19 protein-coding genes are annotated in these 20464 nt (G+C 64.9%); 8 read left to right on the forward strand and 11 right to left on the reverse strand.

What is annotated here, in order from left to right:
- Positions 1-17: 17 nt before the first annotated feature.
- The 3 genes from CIT39_RS30565 to CIT39_RS30575 all read right to left on the reverse strand — a co-directional run bounded on the left by CIT39_RS30565 (position 18) and on the right by CIT39_RS30575 (position 1555).
- Complete coding sequence (locus CIT39_RS30565) at positions 18-620, reverse strand: YqaA family protein (RefSeq protein ID WP_162307746.1); 603 nt, start codon at positions 618-620, stop codon at positions 18-20.
- Between the two features lie 45 nt (positions 621-665).
- A complete protein-coding gene (gene hisE / locus CIT39_RS30570) occupies positions 666-1070 on the reverse strand; it encodes a phosphoribosyl-ATP diphosphatase (protein WP_063200315.1) in 405 nt (134 codons plus the stop codon).
- Between the two features lie 116 nt (positions 1071-1186).
- Positions 1187-1555: a hypothetical protein gene (locus CIT39_RS30575; RefSeq protein ID WP_094976579.1), complete on the reverse strand. Its 369-nt coding sequence runs from the start codon at positions 1553-1555 to the stop codon at positions 1187-1189.
- Positions 1556-1780: 225 nt separating this feature from the next.
- Between CIT39_RS30575 and CIT39_RS30580 the strand changes: the two genes are divergently transcribed.
- The 6 genes from CIT39_RS30580 to CIT39_RS30605 all read left to right on the forward strand — a co-directional run bounded on the left by CIT39_RS30580 (position 1781) and on the right by CIT39_RS30605 (position 9414).
- Positions 1781-2830 (forward strand): ABC transporter substrate-binding protein, encoded by a 1050-nt coding sequence (locus CIT39_RS30580; protein ID WP_094976578.1) that lies wholly within the window; start codon positions 1781-1783, stop codon positions 2828-2830.
- Positions 2831-2915: 85 nt separating this feature from the next.
- Complete coding sequence (locus CIT39_RS30585) at positions 2916-4712, forward strand: glucan ABC transporter ATP-binding protein/ permease (RefSeq protein WP_094976577.1); 1797 nt, start codon at positions 2916-2918, stop codon at positions 4710-4712.
- A 189-nt stretch (positions 4713-4901) separates the two neighbouring features.
- Complete coding sequence (locus CIT39_RS30590; protein ID WP_094976576.1) at positions 4902-6377, forward strand: D-alanyl-D-alanine carboxypeptidase family protein; 1476 nt, start codon at positions 4902-4904, stop codon at positions 6375-6377.
- Positions 6378-6565: 188 nt separating this feature from the next.
- Complete coding sequence (locus CIT39_RS30595; protein WP_094976575.1) at positions 6566-8251, forward strand: long-chain fatty acid--CoA ligase; 1686 nt, start codon at positions 6566-6568, stop codon at positions 8249-8251.
- Between the two features lie 16 nt (positions 8252-8267).
- Positions 8268-8822, forward strand: coding sequence for a DUF924 family protein (locus CIT39_RS30600; protein ID WP_094976574.1), 555 nt, complete (start codon positions 8268-8270; stop codon positions 8820-8822).
- A 106-nt stretch (positions 8823-8928) separates the two neighbouring features.
- The gene (locus CIT39_RS30605; protein ID WP_094976573.1) at positions 8929-9414 is read left to right on the forward strand and encodes a peroxiredoxin; all 486 of its coding nucleotides are present in this window, start codon (positions 8929-8931) and stop codon (positions 9412-9414) included.
- Between the two features lie 132 nt (positions 9415-9546).
- Here CIT39_RS30605 and rnhA read toward each other — a convergent pair whose 3' ends face one another.
- The 3 genes from rnhA to ispH are packed head-to-tail and all read right to left on the reverse strand — an operon-like array spanning position 9547 to position 11966.
- Positions 9547-10011 carry a ribonuclease HI gene (gene rnhA, locus CIT39_RS30610; protein ID WP_094976572.1) on the reverse strand — a complete coding sequence of 155 codons (465 nt, stop codon included), beginning with the start codon at positions 10009-10011 and terminating at the stop codon, positions 9547-9549.
- Positions 10008-10991 carry a homoserine kinase gene (locus CIT39_RS30615; protein ID WP_094976571.1) on the reverse strand — a complete coding sequence of 328 codons (984 nt, stop codon included), beginning with the start codon at positions 10989-10991 and terminating at the stop codon, positions 10008-10010. The genes rnhA and CIT39_RS30615 overlap by 4 nt, the downstream gene beginning before the upstream one ends.
- Positions 10992-10997: 6 nt before the next feature.
- Positions 10998-11966, reverse strand: coding sequence for a 4-hydroxy-3-methylbut-2-enyl diphosphate reductase (gene ispH / locus CIT39_RS30620; protein ID WP_094976570.1), 969 nt, complete (start codon positions 11964-11966; stop codon positions 10998-11000).
- A gap of 243 nt (positions 11967-12209) precedes the next feature.
- On the opposite strand from ispH, the gene CIT39_RS30625 reads away from it, so the two are divergent.
- Positions 12210-12905, forward strand: a complete 696-nt coding sequence (locus CIT39_RS30625) for a DUF1013 domain-containing protein (RefSeq protein WP_162308764.1) — start codon at positions 12210-12212, stop codon at positions 12903-12905.
- A 111-nt stretch (positions 12906-13016) separates the two neighbouring features.
- Here CIT39_RS30625 and CIT39_RS30630 read toward each other — a convergent pair whose 3' ends face one another.
- From CIT39_RS30630 to CIT39_RS30650, 5 genes are all read right to left on the reverse strand, one after another.
- Positions 13017-13763: an OmpW/AlkL family protein gene (locus tag CIT39_RS30630; RefSeq protein WP_094976568.1), complete on the reverse strand. Its 747-nt coding sequence runs from the start codon at positions 13761-13763 to the stop codon at positions 13017-13019.
- A gap of 181 nt (positions 13764-13944) precedes the next feature.
- Positions 13945-14214, reverse strand: a complete 270-nt coding sequence (locus CIT39_RS30635; RefSeq protein WP_094976567.1) for a hypothetical protein — start codon at positions 14212-14214, stop codon at positions 13945-13947.
- Positions 14215-14336: 122 nt separating this feature from the next.
- Positions 14337-16247: a propionyl-CoA synthetase gene (locus tag CIT39_RS30640; protein ID WP_094976566.1), complete on the reverse strand. Its 1911-nt coding sequence runs from the start codon at positions 16245-16247 to the stop codon at positions 14337-14339.
- 239 nt (positions 16248-16486) lie between these two features.
- A complete protein-coding gene (locus CIT39_RS30645) occupies positions 16487-17872 on the reverse strand; it encodes a tetratricopeptide repeat protein (protein ID WP_094976565.1) in 1386 nt (461 codons plus the stop codon).
- 119 nt (positions 17873-17991) lie between these two features.
- Entirely contained in the window at positions 17992-18753 is a 762-nt protein-coding gene (locus tag CIT39_RS30650; RefSeq protein ID WP_094976564.1) for a tetratricopeptide repeat protein, read from the reverse strand.
- 92 nt (positions 18754-18845) lie between these two features.
- Here CIT39_RS30650 and CIT39_RS30655 point away from each other — a divergent pair, with 92 nt between their 5' ends.
- Positions 18846-20423: a cation:proton antiporter gene (locus CIT39_RS30655; protein ID WP_094976563.1), complete on the forward strand. Its 1578-nt coding sequence runs from the start codon at positions 18846-18848 to the stop codon at positions 20421-20423.
- The last annotated feature ends 41 nt before the right edge of the window (positions 20424-20464 follow it).

The raw sequence follows: 20464 nt of genomic DNA on the forward strand, positions 1-20464 counted from the left end.
GGCAAAGCGCCGTGGATCTAGATTAGCTTGATCGCCACCACGAAGCCGAGCACCAGCACGGCAGCACCGACCGCCACCACGAGACCGAGATGCTTCTCGATCTTCACGCGGATCCAGTCGCCATAGCGGTTGAGCAGAATCGCCACGATGAAAAAGCGTCCCCCACGCGCAACGATCGAGCACAGAACGAACAGGAGGATGTTGTAGCCCGCAAAGCCCGAGGTAATCGTCACGAGCTTGTAGGGGATCGGGGTGAGCCCCTTGAGCAGGATGATCACCGCGCCCCATTCCGCATAGGAGGCGCGAAAGGCCTCGACCTTGCCGCCGAGGCCGTAGACCTGAATCAGCCATTGGCCGACGGAGTCGAACAGCAGCGCACCGATGGCGTAGCCGACGATGCCGCCGAGCACCGAGGTGACGGTACAGACCATCGCATAAAGCCAGGCCCGCTGCGGGCGCGCCAGCGACATCGGGATCAGCATCACATCCGGCGGGACCGGAAAGAAGGAGCTCTCGGCGAAAGACACGGCTCCCATGATCCAGAGCGCGTAGGGCTTATGGGCGGCGTCGATGCACCAATCGTAGATACGTTTCAGCATGGCGCCGCGATGAAGCACCATGGGACGGATTTGTCCATGCCGAGATTGAGGCGAATTATGACGTTTCTAGTGGCGCTTGCGCGCGGTTCGGCCCTCGAGCGCGACAATCGGCCGCCTGGCAGCCACGCGCGGTGATGCGACTTTAGGCAGCTTCATCGACGATTTCGGCAGCTTCTCGGCGATGCCGAGCATGTCTTCGCGCCGCGTCATTTCGCGCCAGACGTCCTCGGGGCGCACGCCCGCAGAGGCCCAGAGCACGGTGAGATTGTACAAGAGGTCGGCGCTTTCCCGGATCACGGCATCGGTGTCGCCATTGACGGCATCGATCACGACCTCGATGGCCTCTTCGGCGAGCTTCTTTGCCATTTTCGAGGGCCCGCGCTGAAACAGCCGGGCCGTCCGCGACGTTGCCGGATCAAGATCTCTGGCCGCGAGCACAGCCAGATATAGCCGCTCAAGCGAATCACTCATGGTACTCGAAACTACTCTAAACAAATGGCGGGCGTGTTAACGTCCGATAATAAAAGCAGAAAACAGGCCGGCGCGGCAACCGCGACGGCCTGTTCAGGTCAAGCGGGCGAGCCCGCTCAGTAGCAGGTCGAGATCTGGCCCTGGCCGCCCTGCGCAGACTGGTAGGGGCCGCCGCAACGGTGAAACGGGCGCGGGCCGATATAGGAGTCGCCGCCGTAATAGACCGGACCCTCGTCGTAATAGACCGGGCCGCCGCCATAGTAAGCCGGAGCGTCGTAGGCGTAGGCATTACGGGTGGCGGCGATCGCAAGGCCGGTGCCGATGGCGCCGGCGATGGCCGCGCCGGCAAAAGCCCCGCCACCTCCGCCATGCCAGTGGCGGCCTCCCGCGAACGAAGCGGTAGGGGCAACCGCGGTCAGCGCCAGCACCGCGGCGGTGGCGAAAACGGCCTTGCGGCCGGTAAACTTCGAAAAGTTGTCAAACATGTTCTGGACCCTCCTTGGGACCTCGAATGGGGCCTGCAGACAGGCTCATGTCTTTCAAACACCCGCATCCCATGTTGGGTTCCCCAACCCCAACACAAGCTGAACGGGGTTGCGTGATCGTGACGCAACCGCCGCTCATCCGCCGTTCATATTGGCGCGGAGAGACTGGCCGCAGCCGGCGCCGCGAGCGTCACAAAACTTAACAATGCGGAACCGGCGCAATCGATGTCAGGATTCAAGACGACCACTCTCCGTTGCCTGCTGGCTCTCTCGATCTCGCTTGCAACGCTCGTTGCACGCGAAGTCGGTGCGGCCGAGACCGCTGCGCCGTCCGTTGCGATCCATTTCACCCTCGATCGTCCGTTGGACGCGAGCATGGCGCCGTTCTTCCTTGCGGCGAAGGACGGCAGGTTCAGTGCCGAACGCCTCAACGTGTCCTTCAACAGCGCACTCGGATCGCCGGAGGCGCTCGCGCGCGTCGCCAAGGGCGACAGCGAGCTTGCGTTCGTCGACATCAACGAGTTGATCCGGTTTCGCGACAAGGAGAACTCGCCGCCGGTCAAGGCGGTGTTCGTGCTATTCAACCGCGCGCCTTACGCGATCGTCGCGCGCAGGAGCCGCGGCATCGAGGTATTGCCCAATCTCGACGGCAAGACCGTCGGCGTTGCCGACGGCGATCTGTCGATGCGGCTGTGGCCGGCGCTGGCGCAGCAGAACGGCATTAAGGCATTGCGCGTCAAATTCCACAAGATCGGCGCTGCGGTCCGCGAGCCGATCCTGTCCGCGGGACAGGTCGATGCGGTCGCGGGCTTCAACTATCTCTCCGCGGTGAACCTGCGCGACCGCGGCGTGCCCGGAGCCGATCTCGTCGTGCTGCGTTTTGCCGACTATGGCTGCGAGGCCTATGGCTTCGCAGTGGTCGCCAATCCCGCCTTCGCCGCAGCAAAGCCGGATGCCGTAAAAGGCTTCGTCCGCGCCTTGATCGCCGGCATCAATGCGACCGTCAAGGAGCCGGCGCGTGCGGCGGACGAGGCGGCGGGCCGCATCGACGGCGGCGACCGCGACCTGGAGCTGGCGCGCCTGCGCACCGTCCTCGCCGACAACATCCTGACCGACGAGGTCAAGCGCAACGGCCTCGGCGGCGTCGAGCCGGGGCGCCTGGAGCGCTCGATCGACCAGATCGCGCAGGACTTCAAATTCCGCAAGCGGCCCACGGCGGGCGATATTTTCGACGACCGTTTCCTACCGCCGGTCGCGGGGCGGCTGGTCAACTGAGTAAAACTCACAGCTTCCGCTATATCTCGCGGGCGATCCCTGCTTAGAATGCGGGCTCCATTGTCCGCTCGAGTTGCTGGTCCGCATGTCCATTTTCAGCCTCTACACCCGCGTCCTCGAGCTGCTCGGCAAGGAGGCGCGGCTGGGCTGGCTGCTGGCATTTGCCAATCTCCTGCTCGCTGCCTCACAGTTCGCCGAGCCCGTGCTGTTCGGCCGGATCGTCGACGTGCTCTCCGGCAAGGCGGTGGCCGGGTCGAGCTCGGCCTGGCCGTTCCTGGTGGCGTGGGTCGCTTTCGGGCTGTTCACCATTCTCTGCAGCGCGCTCGTGGCCTTGCAGGCCGACCGGCTCTCGCACCGCCAGCGCCAGGCGGTGCTGACCGATTATTTCGAGCACATCCTGCAATTGCCGCTGACCTTCCACTCCGGCACCCATTCGGGCCGGCTGATGAAGGTGATGCTCAACGGCACCGACGCCTTGTGGCGGCTGTGGCTCGGCTTCTTCCGCGAGCACTTTGCCGCGATCCTCTCGGTCGTGGTGCTGCTGCCGCTGTCGCTCTACCTGAACTGGCGATTGGCCATCCTGCTGTTCGTGCTCTGCATCGTCTTCACCGCGCTGACGACCTTCGTGGTGCGCAAGACCTTCGGCATGCAGATGGCGGTCGAGGAGCAATATAGCGAGCTGTCCGCGCGCGCTTCCGACGCACTCGGCAATGTCGCGCTGGTGCAGAGCTTCGTCCGCGTAGAATCCGAGGTGAAGGGCCTGCGCTCCGTCGCCGACGAATTGCTCGCGGCGCAAATGCCGGTGCTGTCGTGGTGGGCGCTGGTCACCGTTATCACGCGCGCCTCCACCACCATCACGGTGCTGGCTATCTTCACGCTCGGCATCGCGCTGCACGACCAGGGGCTGACCTCGGTCGGCGAGATCGTGATGTTCGTGAGCTTCGCGACGCTGCTGATCCAGAAGCTTGAGCAGGTGGTGGGCTTCATCAACAACGTGTTCATGGAGGCGCCCCGCCTGCGCGAGTTCTTCAATGTGCTCGACGCCGTGCCCGCGGTGCACGACCGGCCCGACGCAATCGACGCCGGCAGGCTATCCGGCCTCGTCGAGTTCAACGACGTCACCTTCTCCTATGACGGCAAGCGGCCGGCGATCGAGGACCTCACCTTCACCGCGCTGCCCGGCCAGACCATCGCGCTGGTCGGCCCGACCGGCGCCGGCAAATCCACCGCGATCGCGCTCCTGCATCGCGCCTTCGATCCGCAATCCGGCTTCATCAGGATCGACGGCATGGACGTGCGCGGCGTCACGCTGACCTCGTTGCGCCGGAATATCGGCGTCGTGTTTCAGGAGGCGCTCCTGTTCAACCGCTCGATCGAGGAGAATCTGCGCGTCGGCAAGCCGGACGCGACCGAGGCCGAGATGCGCAAGGCGGCCGAGCGTGCGCAGGCGCTCGATTTCATCGATCGCAGCGGCGGCTTCGCGACCAATGCCGGCGAGCGCGGCCGCATGCTGTCCGGCGGCGAGCGGCAGCGGCTGTCGATCGCCCGCGCGCTGTTGAAGGATCCCCCGATCCTGATCCTGGACGAAGCCACCAGCGCGCTCGACGCCGTCACCGAGGCCAAGGTGAATGCCGCTCTCGACGAAGTGATGAGGGGCCGCACCACCTTCGTGATCGCCCATCGCCTCTCCACCATTCGCAACGCCACGCGGATCCTGGTGTTCGAGAACGGGCGGGTGATCGAAAGCGGAACTTTCGATGAACTCGTGGCCAAGGGCGGCCATTTCGCCGAGCTCGCCAGGGCCCAGTTCATGGTTCACGAGACCACACGGGCCAGTGTGACAGCCGCAGAGGCTGCTGCGACTGCTGCCAAATCCCCCTAGCAAGTCCTCACAGGATCGTCGAAATTCGGCCTATTTCATTGCGGAATACCCCGCTCATGCCCCTGTTCTCGACGCACCAGCCGGTATAGGTTTGCGGCGCCGCAAGCGGCGGCGCTGGATATCAGAACCGACAATCAGATCACGAGCACCGCCCGTATCAGGCGGGTCTCCAAGGACCGGAATCGGATAGTGCACGCCCTACGCCCGCTGCTTCGCAAATCCCTGTTCAACCTGTTCGCTGCGACGCTCGCATGTGCCGCGCTGCTCGCGCCACGCGCGGCGAGCGCCGAAGCCCTGCTGCTGATCGAGGCCGACAGCGGTAAGGTGTTGCAGGCGGAGAACGCGACCATTCCCTGGTATCCGGCTTCCGTCACCAAGATCATGACCGCCTATGTGACGCTGAAGGCGGTCAAGGACGGCAGGCTGACGCTCGACACGCTGCTCACGGTATCGCCGACGGCGGCCTCGCAATCGCCCTCGAAGATGGGGTTCCGTCCGGGAACGCAGCTCACCGTCGACAACGCGCTGAAGATGATGATGGTCAAGTCGGCGAACGACATGGCCGTGGTGCTCGCCGAAGGCGTCGGCGGTTCGATCGACGGTTTCTCCGCGATGATGAACGATACCGCGAAGAAGCTCGGCATGACGCAGACCAGCTACGTCAATCCGAACGGCCTGCCCGCCGACGGCCAGATCACTTCGGCGCGAGACCTCGGCATCCTCGCGCGCTCGTTCCTGCGCGACCTGCCGGAATACGAATACTTCGTCCACATCCCGGCGATCCGCTTCGGCAAACGCGTCACCGGCAATTTCAACAAGCTGATCGGCCGCTATCCAGGTGCCGACGGTTTCAAGACCGGCTTCATTTGTGCCTCCGGCTACAATCTCGTCGCCTCCGCGACCCGCAACGGCCGCCGGCTGATCGCGGTGGTGCTCGGCTCCAGCTCCGGCACGGCGCGCGCGGTGAAGGCGGCGCAGCTGCTGGAGCGCGGCTTCAGCCAGGACAATCTGACGTGGCTGCGCCCCTCGCTCGGCACGGTCGATAACCTCGTGCCGGTCGACGCCTCGCCGCCGAATCTGCGCGACGAGATGTGCGGCGCCCATCGCAAGCGGCCGGCCAGCGACGACGATGACGCGCTGATTGCGGCCAATGGCGGCACCAGCGGATCGGCCTCGGCCACCGGTGGCGAAGCCCAGGTGACCTTCTTCACCGCCGGCCTTCAGCCGCCTTTGATGAAGGCCTCCGAGCTGATGGCGCAGGCCCCCGCGGCGGCCGAGCCCGTGCCGGTCTATACCGGCCCGACCCGCACCGGCACCGCCCTGATCGCGGCGGTCGCGGCCGATGCCGACCAGCAGACGGCGTCGAAGCCGCGTGGCAAGAAGTCGCGCGTGGCCAAGAAACCTGATGCGGCCGACAAGCCGAAGGACGCGGGCAAGGGCGCGAAGGACATCAAGACGGCGGCGGCGAAGCCTGTTGCCAAGCCGGCTGAGGGCAAGAACAACGACAAGAACGACGCCAAGACTGCGGCGAAGCCGCCGGCGCCCAAGCATGCTGCCGCCAAGCACGATGCTGCGGCCAAACCCGCCGAGAAGCCTGTGGCAAGCAGCCCCGCCAAGCCCAAGGCCGCGACCAAGCCCGCCACCAAGCCGGCCAACAACAGTTAACGCCGCACCGACCCGGGCCGCCGCGCTTCGCACCTGCGGCAGCGCGGCTTCTGGACGAATCCAGTAGCCACTCCCTGACCTTTGTCCTAATCCTCGACGACTTGCCTCCCGTTCCGGCAGGCTCGATACTGGCGGCAATGAGGCAAGCCCGAGACACAACGGGCTCTGGTAGATGAGGGGAGTTTTCCATGGAGCGCATCTGGCTCAAGCAATATCCGCCCGGCGTGCCCGCCGATATCGAGCCGACCCAATACGCATCGCTGGTCGACCTTCTTGAAGAGAGCTTCACTAAGTTCGCCGACCGCAAGGCGTTCATCTGCATGGACAAGTCCATCAGCTATCGCGACCTCGACCAGATGTCGGTCGCGCTCGCTGCCTATTTGCAGGGCCGCGGACTGCAGCGCGGCGCACGCGTCGCCATCATGATGCCGAACGTGCTGCAATACCCGGTCGCGACCGCGGCCGTGCTGCGCGCCGGCTTCGCGGTGGTCAACGTCAATCCGCTCTACACCCCGCGCGAGCTCGAGCACCAGCTCAAGGATTCCGGCGCCGAAGCCATCATCGTGCTGGAGAATTTCGCCCACACCGTCGAGCAGGTGATCGCCAAGACGCAGGTCAAGCACGTCATCGTCGCGGCCATGGGCGATCTGCTCGGCTTCAAGGGCGTGATCGTCAATCTCGTCGTCCGCCGCGTCAAGAAGATGGTACCGGCCTGGTCGTTGCCCGGCTCGGTCTCCTTCAACGACGCGCTCTCGGCCGGCCGCGGCATGACGTTCAACAAGCCGAAACTCTCGCCGGGCGACGTCGCCTTCCTGCAATATACCGGCGGCACCACCGGGGTCTCCAAGGGCGCCACGCTCCTCCACCGCAACATCGTCGCCAACGTCCTGCAGAACGACGCCTGGCTCCAGCCGGCGCTCGCCGCGCCGCCGCATGTGGACCAGCTCATGATCGTCTGCGCGCTGCCGCTTTATCACATCTTCGCGCTGACGGCCTGCTACCTGCTCGCGGTGCGCGCCGGCGGCTGCAATCTCCTGATCCCCAACCCGCGAGATATCCCCGGCTTCGTCAAGGAGCTGGCGAAATACCAGGTCAACAGCTTCCCGGCCGTGAACACGCTCTATAACGGCCTGATGCACCACCCTGATTTCAAGAAGCTCGACTTCTCCAAGCTGAAGATCTCCAACGGCGGCGGCATGGCGGTGCAGCGCCCCGTCGCCGATCAATGGAAGGCGATCACCAACTGCTTCATCGCCGAGGGTTACGGTCTGTCGGAGACTTCGCCGACGCTGACCTGTAATCCGGCAACGGCAACCGAGTTCACGGGGACGATCGGCATTCCCGTGCCCTCGACCTACATCTCGATCCGCGACGACGATGGCAACGAAGTCCCGCTCGGCCAGGCCGGCGAGATCTGCGCCAAGGGCCCGCAAGTGATGTCGGGCTACTGGAACAGGCCCGAGGATACCGCCAAGGTGATGACCGCGGACGGCTATTTCCGCACCGGCGACATCGGCATCATGGACGAGAAGGGCTACACCAAGATCGTCGACCGGAAGAAGGACATGATCCTGGTCTCCGGCTTCAACGTCTATCCCAACGAGGTCGAGGAAGTGATCGCGAGCCATCCGGGCGTGCTCGAATGCGCCGTGATCGGCATCCCTGATTCGAAGTCGGGCGAAGCGGTGAAGGCCTTCATCGTCAAGAAGGACCCGAACCTCACCCCGGAAGCCGTGATCAAGTTCTGCCAGGAGCAGCTCACCGGCTACAAGGTGCCCAAGCACATCGAATTCCGCAGCGACCTGCCCAAGACCAATGTCGGCAAGATCCTGCGACGCGAACTGCGCGACGAGAAGAAGGCGCAGGCAGCGTAAGGCCCGCCTTCCACTGATGACTGACGTCGGGGACATCACGCCGGCCGACATTCTCGCCTTTTGGCGCGAGGCCGGCCGCGAGCGCTGGTACAAGCGCGATGACGCTTTCGACGCGGAGGTCAGGCGCCGCTTTTGCGCGCTATGGCAGAGGGCGGCTGCGGGCGAGCTGGGGTTATGGGAGACCAGCGACGAGGGCGCACTCGCGCTCGTCATCGTGCTCGACCAGTTTCCCCGCAACATGTTTCGCGGCGATCCCATGACGTTCTCCAGCGACGCGCCGGCCCGCGATGTTGCCCGCCGCGCCATCGATCGGGCAGTGGATCGCAGGATCGATCCGGCCCTGCTCGAATTCCTCTACATGCCTTTCATGCATTCGGAGCACCTGCCGGACCAGGAGCACTGCATCGCGCTGTTTCAAGACGCCGACAACGCCGAGAACCTGAAATACGCCCAGGAGCACGCCGACATCATCCGCCGTTTCGGTCGTTTCCCGCACCGTAACCGCATGCTCGGGCGCCCGACCACCGACGAGGAGCAGGCCTTCCTCGACAATGGCAGCTTTTCCGGCTGAGTCATCCCGGTAAAAGGCGACGGCGATGCCGCTTTGCCCGCCGGCAATATTGTGCAGGCCCGCCGCACGGTCTAAAAAGCGGGATCGATATTCAGGGAGACTGACGATGGCGATCCAGACTGGCGACAAGCTGCCCGAGGCGAAATTCCGCGTGATGACGGCGGAAGGCCCGCAGGTGAAGACCACCGACGAGATCTTCAAGGGCAAGAAGGTGGCGCTGTTCGCGGTGCCCGGCGCCTACACCGGCACCTGCCACAAGATGCATCTGCCGAGCATCTTCCTCAACGCCTACGCCCTGAAGGACAAGGGCGTCGACAGCATCGCCATCGTGTCCGTCAACGACGCCTTCGTCATGAACGCCTGGAAGCGCGACACCGACCAGCGCGACGAGGCCATCTTCCTCGCCGACGGCAATGCCGATTTCACCAAGGCGATCGGGATGGAGCTCGACGCCTCCGCCAACGGCCTCGGCATCCGCTCCAAGCGCTATTCGATGCTGGTCGAGGACGGCGTGGTCAAGAAGCTGAACCTCGAGGCGATGCCCGGCAAGGTCGAGGTCTCCGGCGGCGATACGCTGCTCGGGCAGCTCTGAGCTTTAGACCCAGCCCTTTCCAAAAAACGACGTCATGCCCGGCTTGTCCCGGGCATCCACGTTCTTGGTCACGCGCGATGAGACGTGGATGGCCGGGTCGAGCCCGGGCATGACGCGTGGAGAGAGCGAGCGCTACTCCGCCAGCCTCTGCTGCAACCTAGCCTTCACGATCCCGTCCCGTGCCAGCTGATCGGCGCGTTCGTTCTCGGGATGGCCGGCGTGGCCCTTGACCCAGTGCCAGCGGATCTCGTGCTGCTTCAGCGCGGCGTCCAGGCGCTGCCATAGCTCGACATTCTTGACCGGCTTCTTGTCGGCGGTGCGCCAGCCGTTGCGCTTCCAGCCGTGGATCCAGCCGGTGATGCCCTGCCGGACATATTGGCTGTCGGTGTAGAGGTCGACGGTGCACGGCTTCTTCAGCGCTTCGAGGGCGGAGATCGCCGCCATCAGCTCCATCTGGTTGTTGGTGGTGTGGCGCTCGCCGCCGTTCAGCTCTTTTTCCTTGTCGCCGAACTTGAGGATCGCGCCCCAGCCGCCCGGCCCGGGATTTCCCGAGCAGGCGCCGTCGGTATAGATCGTGACATTGGGAAGCTCGCTCACGCCACTAGCCCCGACGGCATCAGCCCATAATCGCGTACGCTCGTCACGCTCTGGTGGAAGCGCAGCTTGCGGACATATTCCAGCGGATCCTTCGGCTTGACCAGCGCGCCTTCGGGCACGTTGAGCCAGTCGACCAGCCGCGTCAGCAGGAAACGGATCGCAGCACCGCGCGCCAGCAACGGCAGCGCGGCCTCTTCGGCGTCCGAGAGCTTTCGCACGCGGCCATAAGCGTTGAGGAAGGCGCGCGCCTTGGTGACGTTGAAGGAATGATCTGGCTCGAAGCACCAGGCGTTGAGGCAGATCGCGACGTCATAGGCCAGCATGTCGTTGCAGGCGAAGGTGAAGTCGATGATCCCCGAGAGCTGGTCGCCGAGGAAGAAGACATTGTCGTTGAAGAGGTCCGCGTGGATCACGCCCTCCGGCAGATTGCCCGGCCAGATCCCGCTCGAGAGATAGTCGAGCTCGGCGGCGAGAAACGCGCGCAGGCCCGGCTGCACCTCGTCGGCACGGTTTGACGCCGCATCGAACAGCGGCCGCCAGCCCGGGACCGACAGCGCATTGGCGCGCCTGATCGCAAAATTCGCGCCGGCCAGATGCATTCGGGCCAGCCCTTCGCCGACGCCGGCACAATGGGCCGCAGTCGGCTTACGCGGCCAGACGCCTTCGAGAAAGGTAATGATCACAGCCGGCCGGCCCGACAATTCGCGCAGCGCCTCGCCGTCGTTCGCCTTGACCGGCAGCGGACAATTGACGCCGTGCTCGGCGAGGTGCGTCATCAGCGCGAGGAAGAACGGCAGATCGTTCTTCGCCACGCGCTTCTCATAGAGCGTGAGGATGAACGACCCCTTGGTCGTATGCAGCAGGAAGTTGGAATTTTCGACGCCCTCGGCGATGCCCTTGTAGGAGAGCAACTCGCCGAGGTCGTAGTGCTTCAGGAAATCCGCAAGTTCGTCGGCGGCAACGTCGGTGTAGACCGCCATAAAGGTCTACTCGGCGGCAGCTTCGGGGCGCACCTGGCGCGGCAGCGGGAAGAACTCGTTCTCTTCCGCGGCCGAGACCGTCTCCACATGCAGCGTAAAGCGCTCGGCGAACGCGTCCATGATCTCCTCGACGATCACCTCCGGCGCCGAGGCGCCCGCGGTGATGCCGAGGCTGGTGATGTTTTCGAACCGCTTCCAGTCGAGGTCAGCGGCGCGCTGCGCCAGCACCGCGATCGGACAGCCCTCACGCTCGGCGACTTCGCGCAGGCGCTGCGAGTTCGACGAATTGGGGGCACCGACGACGATGAGCGCGTCCACTACCGGCGCCACCTTCTTCACCGCGAGTTGGCGGTTGGTGGTGGCGTAGCAGATGTCTTCCTTGTGCGGCCCGTTGATGTTCGGGAAGCGCTCCTTGAGCAGGGCCACGATCTCCGCGGTGTCGTCGATCGACAGCGTGGTCTGGGTCACGAAGGCGAGGTTGTTGGGGTCCTTCGGGGAAATGGTCTTGGCGTCCTCGGCGGTCTCGATCAGGGTCACGGCGCCGGCCGGAAGCTGGCCGAGCGTGCCGACGACCTCGGGGTGATGGGAGTGGCCGATCAGGAATATCTCGCGGCCACGCTTGAAGTGGATCGCGGCCTCGCGGTGCACCTTGGTCACCAGCGGGCAGGTCGCATCCAGCGAGAACAGATTGCGGGACTGGGCGTCGGCCGGAACCGACTTCGGCACGCCGTGGGCCGAGAACACCACCGGCGCGGAGGTGTTTTCCGGGATTTCGGCGAGCTCCTCGACGAAGATCGCGCCCTTCTTCTTCAACCCGTCGACGACATACTTGTTGTGCACAATCTCATGGCGAACGTAGACGGGCGCGCCGTACTTATCGAGCGCCCGTTCGACGGTGTCGATCGCCCGGACTACCCCGGCGCAGAAGCCGCGGGGAGAACAAAGCACGATCTTGAGGTCTGGTTTGGCTGACATTGAGCGATCTCGGGACCGAATCACCTCGCCAAATGGGCGGGAAGCGGTCGATGGATTGAATAGGGCTTAGGTACGGGCTTACAGGGAATTGGGCCCCCTTTCGGGCGCTGTCAAGGCACTATCTATAGCAGAACCATTGCGTGGCTACCCCCTCCGGGCTTATATAGCCCGAATTCCCAGTCATCGCTGATGACCACCGGCTTCGCCTCCAGAGGGGTGGGCGAAGCACAAAGGAGATTTGCCATGAGCAACGCACCTCTGATGCCCAAGGCGACCGCCGTCTGGCTGCTCGACAACACCGCGCTGACCTTTGACCAGGTCGCCGATTTCACCAAGATGCATCCCCTCGAGGTGCGCGCGATCGCCGACGGCGATGCTGCCCAGGGCATCAAGGGCATGGATCCCCTCTCCAACGGCCAGCTGACCCGCGAGGAGATCGAGAAGGGCGAGAAGAATCCGGATTATCGGCTTCGCCTGCAGGAGAGCAAGGTGGTGCTGCCGCCCCAGCCCAAGCGCAAGGGCCCGCGCTACACCCCGGTCTCGCGCCGCCATGAGCGACCGAGCGCCATCCTCTGGCTGCTGCGCAACCATGCCGAGCTCAAGGACGCCCAGATCATGCGCCTGGTCGGCACCACCAAGAGCACCATCGCGAGCGTGCGGGACCGGACCCACTGGAACACCTCCCAGCTGACCCCGATCGACCCCGTTACCCTTGGTCTCTGCTCGCAGATCGAGCTCGATTTCGAGGTGGCGCGCGCCGCCAAGGAGAAGCCGATCGACACAGCCTATGGCGGCGCCACCCTGCTGCCGGCGTCCGAGACCACCAAAAAGGACGAGTTCGAGCCGGCCGAGCGATCGAGCGACGACCTCAACCTCGACGCCGTGTTCGCCAAGCTGAAGACGCTCGGCGGCAAGAAGCAGGAAGACGAGGAGCAGTAAGCTCCGCTCGTCGTTCGCGATCGAACACAATTTGAAACGCGGCGGGTAAACCCGCCGCGTTCTGTCTTGTGGCCTTGGCCTGGTCGGGACGCCGCGCCTCCCGCTTCAGCCTCAGAACTTGTACGTCACGCCCGCGCCGACCAGCCACGGATCAATATGCGCGGTGCCGGTGACCGGCAGGCCGGAGACGGTGGCGCTGTAATCCGGACGCAACCAGAGCTTCTTGACGTCGACGTTGAGACCCCAATGCCGGTCGATCATGTAGTCGAAGCCGAACTGCACGGCGCCGCCCCAGGCGTTGCTGACATGCAAATTGGTGGTGGTGGCGACGATCGCGGGCGGACCGACGATTGCGGCAGGCGTATTGGCCGCGGAATTGTTGAAGAACACGGTGTAGTTCACGCCGGCGCCGACATACGGCTTGAACGCGCCGAACTGGTCGAAGTGATATTGCAGCGTCAGCGTCGGCGGCAGCAGAGTGGTCTTGCCGATCGGCAGGTTCGCGAGCGAGCCGGTGCCGCTGATCGAGTGCCGGGTCACGCCGAGGATCAGTTCAGCCGCGATGTTCTTGGTGAAGAAGTAGCTGATGTCGAGCTCGGGGACGACCTGGTCGCTGATCGAGAGGCCGGAATTCGGCGAGGACAGCGAGGGCACGCCCGCCACGTTGACGGTTGAGCCACCGCCATCCGGCAACACGCCAAGCACGCGCAGACGCACCATCCAGGGATTGAACGCCTCCACCGGCGGCGGCGCCTTCTTGTAAACCGGCAGATCGGCAGCTTGCACTGATGCAAAAGTGCCCGCGAGCATCGCGCCGACCGTCGCAAGCCGTGCCAGGTTTCTTGTCGTTCTCTGCATTGTAGTCCCCTTCAGCCATCTTCCGCGCGTCGTTGCGCGATATGATCGTCTGAGCAGAAAGGGGGCGCTGGAGGATTTGATGCCGATCAAATCGGGCGAAACGCGCCGCGATTTGGCCGCAGCGTTGCAGATCTGTCACGACCAATGTGCGTGAAGATGCCGGATGATACCGCGTCCGATGTCAGGGCCGATCGGGATGGTTCAGCATGTATTCGCCGAGGTCGCGCTGGCGGCGGTCGGCACGGGCGGTGGCGGCGTTGCGCTGGACGTCGCGGTCCTTGCGGCAGGCCACGTATTCCGGCGAGCCCTGCGCATTGCCCCGGCTCAGGCAGACCGCATCATCATCGTCGCCGCCCACCGCCACCGGCGTCTGGTAGCGCGCGGAGCAGGCGGAGAGAGCGACGGCGATAGCTAAGGCTGCAAGCAGGCGCGGCACGGCGGCGAATGGCATACGAGGTCCCCTGTTGGCCGGCCCTGTTTAGCGCGGAATGAGGAGATTGTAAGTCCCCGGACGTCGTTCCGCGCACGCCATCATTCCCCGCGAGGGCGGGAATCCAGTACGAGCAGCTTCGTTCACACCCGCCCCTTCAGCGCCTCCCCGATCTCGTCGAGGGTCTTGGGGTCCTCGATCGTCGCCGGCATGGTCCAGCTATCGCCGTCGGCGATCTTCTTGATGGTGCCGCGCAAGATCTTGCCGGAGCGCGTCTTGGGCAGGCGGCCGACGGTGATGGCGAGCTTGAAGGCCGCGACCGGGCCGAGCTTGTCGCGCACCAGCGCGATGATCTCCTTCTCGATCTCGGCGGGCGCACGCTTCACGCCGGTCTTGAGCACCAGGAAGCCGCAGGGCACCTCGCCCTTGATCGCGTCCTTGACGCCGAGCACGGCGCATTCGGCGACATCGGGATGCGAGGCCAGGATTTCCTCCATGCCGCCGGTGGAGAGCCGATGGCCGGCGACGTTGATGATGTCGTCGGTGCGGCCCATGACGAAGACATAGCCGTCCTCGTCCTTGTAGCCGGCATCGGAGGTTTTGTAGTAGCCGGGGAATTCGCTGAGATAAGCCTCCCTGAAGCGCTCGTCCTGATTCCACAGCGTCGGCAGGCAACCCGGCGGCATCGGCAGCTTGATGACGATCGAGCCCATGGTGTTGGGTCCGACCGGCTTCGCCGCCTCGTCGACCACGTCGACCTGGTAGCCCGGCATCGGCACCGTCGGCGAGCCGTGCTTCACCGGCAGCATGCCGAGCCCGACCGGGTTGCCGGCAATGCACCAGCCGGTCTCGGTCTGCCACCAATGGTCGATCACCGGCACCTTCAGCTGCTGCTCCGCCCATTCGACGGTCGGCGGGTCGGCCCGCTCGCCGGCGAGGAACAGGGTGCGGAATTTCGACAGGTCGTATTGCCGGATGAACTTTCCTTCCGGATCGTCTTTCCGGATCGCGCGGAACGCGGTCGGCGCGGTGAAGAAAGCGACCGCCTTGTGCTCGGCGATCACGCGCCAGAATGCACCGGCATCGGGCGTGCCGACCGGCTTGCCCTCGTACATGATCGTCGTCGCGCCGTGCAGCAGCGGGCCGTAGACGATGTAGCTGTGGCCGACCACCCAGCCGATGTCGGAGCCGCACCACCACACCTCGCCGGGCTTGACGCCATAGAGGTTGAACATCGACCATTTCACCGCGACGAGATGGCCGCCATTGTCGCGCACGACGCCCTTCGGAATGCCCGTGGTGCCCGAGGTGTAGAGGATGTAGAGGGGATCGGTGGCGGCGACAGGCGCGCAGGGCGCCTTTTTGCCGTCGTTCATCGCCTTGCGGCGCAGGCTCGCCCAATCATAGTCCCGGCCCGCGGTCATGTCGCAGGTGAGCTGCGGACGCTGCAGCACGATGCAGGCCTTCGGCTTGCTGCCGGCCAGCTTGATCGCCTCGTCGAGCAGCGGCTTGTACTGCACGATGCGGCCGGGCTCGATGCCGCAGCTTGCCGAGAGGATGAGTTTCGGCTGCGCGTCGTCGATGCGGGTGGCAAGCTCCTTCGCCGCAAAGCCGCCGAACACCACGGAGTGCACCGCACCGATCCGCGCGCAGGCGAGCATCGCGACCACGGCCTCCGGTACCATCGGCATATAGAGGATAACGCGATCGCCCTTGGCGACGCCGAAATCCTGCATGATGGCGCCAAGCGCCTGCACCTCGTGCAGCAATTCGGCATAGGTGAGTTTGGTGACGCTGCCCGCCAGCGGCGAATCATGGATCAGCGCGACCTGGTCGGCGCGGCCACCTTCGACATGGCGGTCGAGCGCGTTGTAGCAGGTATTGACGACGCCCCCCGTGAACCAGCGGCCGTAGGTTCCCTGCGAAGGATCGAAGATCGTCTTCGGCGGCTCGATCCAGTCGATCTCTTTCGCCGCCTCGGCCCAGAAGCCCTCGGGATCGGCCAGCGAGCGCGCATGGACTTCGTGATAACTGCTCTTGCCCTGGATGCTCATTCCCGCGCTCCCTCTACCCTTTATTGGCCTGACCTTGAACCTTGCGGCAGGACGGTCGCCCCGCCATGACCCGGATCAATGTCGGCCTTGTTTGGGAGCTATTTTCCCGGGAACGGGCCGCGGTTCAAGCTCAAAAGGATGGGTCATTTCTCCCTCTCCTCGTTCTTACGGGGGAGAGGGTCGGAGCGAGGGGCTGCATCCGCAATCACAGTTAGAGCTGGACTCGCGGAGAGCTCGCCTCAACTCTCCGTCGCATTCAGCTTCTGCAACCGCTCCTGCATGATCTTCTTCAGGTCGTAGCCCGGGCGACCGAAGCTGGCGTTGCGCAGGCTGAGGAAATTGCGCTGGGTCTTGCGCAGCTCGCTGGCCGAGCGCTTGCCCGCCGATTTCAGCACGCGCTCGTAGGTCTCGGCGATCTGGCGATCGAGCATGCCGAGCTGCGGATCGGCGCAGATCACCTTCTCGACCTCGCGCTTGGCCGTCGCGCATGCGAAGGACGGACCATTGCCGGAAGCGGCCGCGAGAGGCCGCAGCGGCTCATCTCCGAATTTCGCGATCTCCGCGATCATGCTGCGGCGGCCGTTGGCAGCGTTCTCGTTGCCGGGATCGAGCTTGAGCGCCGTCTCGTAATCGGCCAGCGCCTTCTTGCGCTCGCCCATCTTCTTGTAGAGCACGGCGCGGTTGTTGTAGGTCAGCGCGAAATTCGGATCGAGCCTCAGTGCAGCCTCGTAATCACCGAGCGCAGCTCCGAGCTCACCCTTGAACTGGTAGGAATCGCCGCGGTTGGTGAAGAAGTTCGGCCGGGGCGCCAGGCGCAGCGCCTGATCGTAATCGGCGATCGCCTTGTCGTACTCCTTCATCGCGGCATAGGTGAGCCCGCGATTGTCAAAGTATTCGGGCACCTTCGGATCGAGCCTGATCGCCTCGCCGTCGTCGGCCACCGCCTTGTCGAGCTGGCCGAGCTTCTTGTATGCGGCGCCGCGGTTGGTGTAGGTGCGGGGACGGTTGGGATCGAGCCGCAGTGCCTCGCTGAGATCCTTGATCGCCTTCTCGTTGTCGCCGCCCAGATAGTAGTTCACGCCGCGGTCGGACCAGGCCTGCGCATCGTCCGGCTTCAGCTTGATCGCCTGGTCGTAATCGGCGAGCGCACGGTCGAGCCTGCGCTGGGTCGTGTAGACGACACCGCGCAGCTCATAGGCCTCCGCATCCTGCGGATCGAGCTCGATCGCCTTGCTGAGGTCGGCCGCCGCACGATTGAGATCGCCGCCGGCCTCGCGCAGGAGGTCGCCGCGCAGGCGCCAGGCCTTTGCATTCCTGCCGTCGAGCGCAATGGCCCGGTCGATATCCCGCAAGGCTTGCGTGAGGCCGCCCGAGGTGCGGGCATGGGCGTCGGCACGAACCAGCAGCGCCGCGGCGCGGTCGGGCGCGGGATTTCCGCCCTGCTCGATGATGATTGTGCAGGCCGGGATCAGCTCCGCAGGAGCAGCCTTGCTGCCCATGACGCAATCGGTGTCCGCCGAGGCGGGGGCTGCAAGGACGAGGCTCATTGCCGCCCCGAGAAGAAAGGCGCGAAGCGAGGTTTTGGCAAGCGAAGGCACTTGCGCGGAAGAATGCATGCCGCACATGGCATAGGGCTCCGTGGCGTCGGGTTCTCACCATTGTCGCGGCAGATAGAGGATGGGTTCATTCGGGCCTGTCGTCAGGGGCGGACGGCAGTTGCACTCCCTCGCCCCGTTCTTACGCCTCAGTACCCGTCCACGCCGTTGATCCGCTGCAGCCGCTCCTGCATCGCCTTCTTCAAATCGTACCCGGCCCGTCCATACCCCGCATTGCGGCGGGCAATGAACTCATCCTGCTCGCGCTGGAGGCTCTTCGCTTCCGCCGGATTGCGCGCCTCCCGGATCGCTCGCGCGTTCGACCCGAAGATCTCCCGATCGAGATCGGCGAGCTCGCGGTTGCCGCAGATCGCTTTCTCCACGGCACGGGCCGCACTCCTGCAATTGAAGCTCGGCTTCCCCGCCACCGCCATCTGCGCGCCGATCCGCTCGATCTCGCGCGCCATTGCCTTGTGATTGGCCTTGGCCTTCTCGTGGTTCGGGTCAATCTTCAGCGCCGCGCCGAAATCCAGCACCGCCTTGGGCTTGTCGCCCTTCTTCAGCCAGAGCTCGCCGCGCGCATTCCAGATGTCGGCGAGCGCAGGGTCGAGCGAAAGAACGCGGCTGTCGTCGGCGATGGCGCGGTCGATCTGGTCGTGCCGCGCATGGAGCGCGGCGCGCGCGATCAGCGCCTTGATCAGATCCGCCTTCGCCGTCTTCTCATTGTCGATCACGGCGGCGCAGGCCGTCGCGGCCTTGTCCATGTCATCGGCTGCAGCCGCCGCGAGGCATGAGGCGACATCGACCTGTATCACCGCAGCCGGCTCGCCGCCGGTCGCAGCCTGGGCGGCATTGAACGACAGCGCGCAAAGCGATACGGCGCCTGATTGAATGAGTTTTTTAAGACGCATGCTCGTTGCTGTGAGAAGTCTGCTTTCGGTCTTGCCTTGAGTCTTGCCTCGGGGCCGCACTATCCATCATACGGCCGGATTGGTGCTAGCTTGTGGCGCCGCTCAAACCCGCTTCGGGGATCGTCGTGTCGACATTCGAATGGATCATCGCGCTTCTGCTCGGCGCCGTTGCCTTATCGGCGCTGGCGCGGCGGATCAAGGTCCCCTACCCGACCTTTCTCGCCATCGGCGGCGCGCTGATCGCTTTCGTGCCGAACAGCCCGTCCTGGGCGCTGGAGCCGGACCTGGCATTGGCGCTTTTTGTCGCACCGGTGCTGCTCGATGCCGCCTTCGACACCTCGCTGCGCGATTTGCGCAACAATTGGGTTCCGGTGTCGACCCTGGTCGTCGCCGCGGTCGGCCTGACCACGGCCGGCGTCGCCTTCGTCGCGCACCAGCTGATGCCCGGGATGCCATGGGCCGCCGCGGTCGCGCTCGGTGCCATCGTGGCGCCGCCCGATGCGGCTGCCGCGGTCGCGATCCTGAGCCAGGTCAAGCTGCCCCATCGCATGGTGAAGGTTCTGGAGGGCGAAAGCCTGCTCAACGACGCGAGCGCGCTCCTGATCTATCGCATCGCGGTCGGTGCCGTCGCCACCGAGCATCTGACCTGGAGCCAGGTCGCGCCGACCATGGCGCTGGCCCTGGTCGGCAGCGTCGTCGCCGGCCTGCTCGCGGGCTACCTCATCCCGCTGCTCCTGGAACGCGTCAAGGAAGCGCCGAGCGCGATCATCGTGCAGTTCGCCACCACCTTCATGGTCTGGATCGCCGCGGAGCATCTCGGCCTCTCCGGCATTCTCACCATCGTTGTCTACGCCATGACGATGGCGCGCTCGGCGGGGCAGCGCATGCCGGCGCGGCTGCGGGTGCCGTCCTATGCGGTCTGGGAGACGACCGTGTTCGTGCTCAACGTGCTGGCCTTCATGCTGATCGGCATGCAGATGCGGCCGATCTGGACGCGGCTCAATGCGGACGTCCGCTGGGAATATTGCGTGGCCGCCGCGTGGATCCTGCTCACCGTAGTGCTGGTCCGGCTGCTCTGGGTGACGTTCTATCGCGCGATCCTGCGCGTGCTGGTGGCGCGGGGAATCTTTCATCCCAAGGACCCCAAGGCCGTGGCCTCGCCGAAGGGCGGCCTCATCATCTCCTGGTGCGGCATGCGCGGCCTCGTCACGCTCGCCACCGCCTTCGCCCTGCCGGAGAATTTTCCCTATCGCGACTTCATCGTCTTCATCGCTTTTGCGGTGGTGCTGGGATCGCTGGTGATCCAGGGCCTGACGCTGCGGCCACTGATCCTGGCGTTCGGCCTCAAAGACGACGATCCCGTCGGCACCGAGGTCGCGCGCGCGCGTGCCGTCGCCTATCGCGCCGCGCTCGATGCGATCGAGAGCGATCCGTCGGAGGAGGCGGAGATCCTGCGGCTCGAATATCGCGCCATCCTGATGCAGGCGGAGGGCGATCCCAACGGCGGCGTCGCCAACGGCGAACTGCCCGCCGATCCCCTGCGCCGCCGCGCCATCGCGGCCGCGCGCAAATCGGTCATCGCGCTCCGCGACACCGAGGTGATCGGCGACGATGCGTTCCACCGGATCGAAGAGGAGCTCGATCGCGCGGAATTGAGCGCGGGGGGATGAGGCTTTCTTCACCCCGCCCCTCCTCGTAAGAACGGGGGAGA

Origin of the sequence: Bradyrhizobium symbiodeficiens, from assembly GCF_002266465.3 — a bacterium.
GTDB lineage: Bacteria > Pseudomonadota > Alphaproteobacteria > Rhizobiales > Xanthobacteraceae > Bradyrhizobium > Bradyrhizobium symbiodeficiens.

Coding starts and splice junctions, on each gene's coding strand:
- CIT39_RS30600 (WP_094976574.1), top strand. CDS start 8,268: ATGACTGACGTCGGGGACATCACGCCGGCCGACATTCTCGCCTTTTGG.
- CIT39_RS30650 (WP_094976564.1), bottom strand. CDS start 18,753: ATGCGTCTTAAAAAACTCATTCAATCAGGCGCCGTATCGCTTTGCGCG.
- hisE (WP_063200315.1), bottom strand. CDS start 1,070: ATGAGTGATTCGCTTGAGCGGCTATATCTGGCTGTGCTCGCGGCCAGA.
- CIT39_RS30645 (WP_094976565.1), bottom strand. CDS start 17,872: ATGTGCGGCATGCATTCTTCCGCGCAAGTGCCTTCGCTTGCCAAAACC.
- CIT39_RS30635 (WP_094976567.1), bottom strand. CDS start 14,214: ATGCCATTCGCCGCCGTGCCGCGCCTGCTTGCAGCCTTAGCTATCGCC.
- CIT39_RS30580 (WP_094976578.1), top strand. CDS start 1,781: ATGTCAGGATTCAAGACGACCACTCTCCGTTGCCTGCTGGCTCTCTCG.
- CIT39_RS30565 (WP_162307746.1), bottom strand. CDS start 620: ATGGTGCTTCATCGCGGCGCCATGCTGAAACGTATCTACGATTGGTGC.
- CIT39_RS30605 (WP_094976573.1), top strand. CDS start 8,929: ATGGCGATCCAGACTGGCGACAAGCTGCCCGAGGCGAAATTCCGCGTG.
- ispH (WP_094976570.1), bottom strand. CDS start 11,966: ATGTCAGCCAAACCAGACCTCAAGATCGTGCTTTGTTCTCCCCGCGGC.
- CIT39_RS30595 (WP_094976575.1), top strand. CDS start 6,566: ATGGAGCGCATCTGGCTCAAGCAATATCCGCCCGGCGTGCCCGCCGAT.
- CIT39_RS30575 (WP_094976579.1), bottom strand. CDS start 1,555: ATGTTTGACAACTTTTCGAAGTTTACCGGCCGCAAGGCCGTTTTCGCC.
- CIT39_RS30625 (WP_162308764.1), top strand. CDS start 12,210: ATGAGCAACGCACCTCTGATGCCCAAGGCGACCGCCGTCTGGCTGCTC.
- CIT39_RS30630 (WP_094976568.1), bottom strand. CDS start 13,763: ATGCAGAGAACGACAAGAAACCTGGCACGGCTTGCGACGGTCGGCGCG.
- CIT39_RS30640 (WP_094976566.1), bottom strand. CDS start 16,247: ATGAGCATCCAGGGCAAGAGCAGTTATCACGAAGTCCATGCGCGCTCG.
- CIT39_RS30615 (WP_094976571.1), bottom strand. CDS start 10,991: ATGGCGGTCTACACCGACGTTGCCGCCGACGAACTTGCGGATTTCCTG.
- CIT39_RS30585 (WP_094976577.1), top strand. CDS start 2,916: ATGTCCATTTTCAGCCTCTACACCCGCGTCCTCGAGCTGCTCGGCAAG.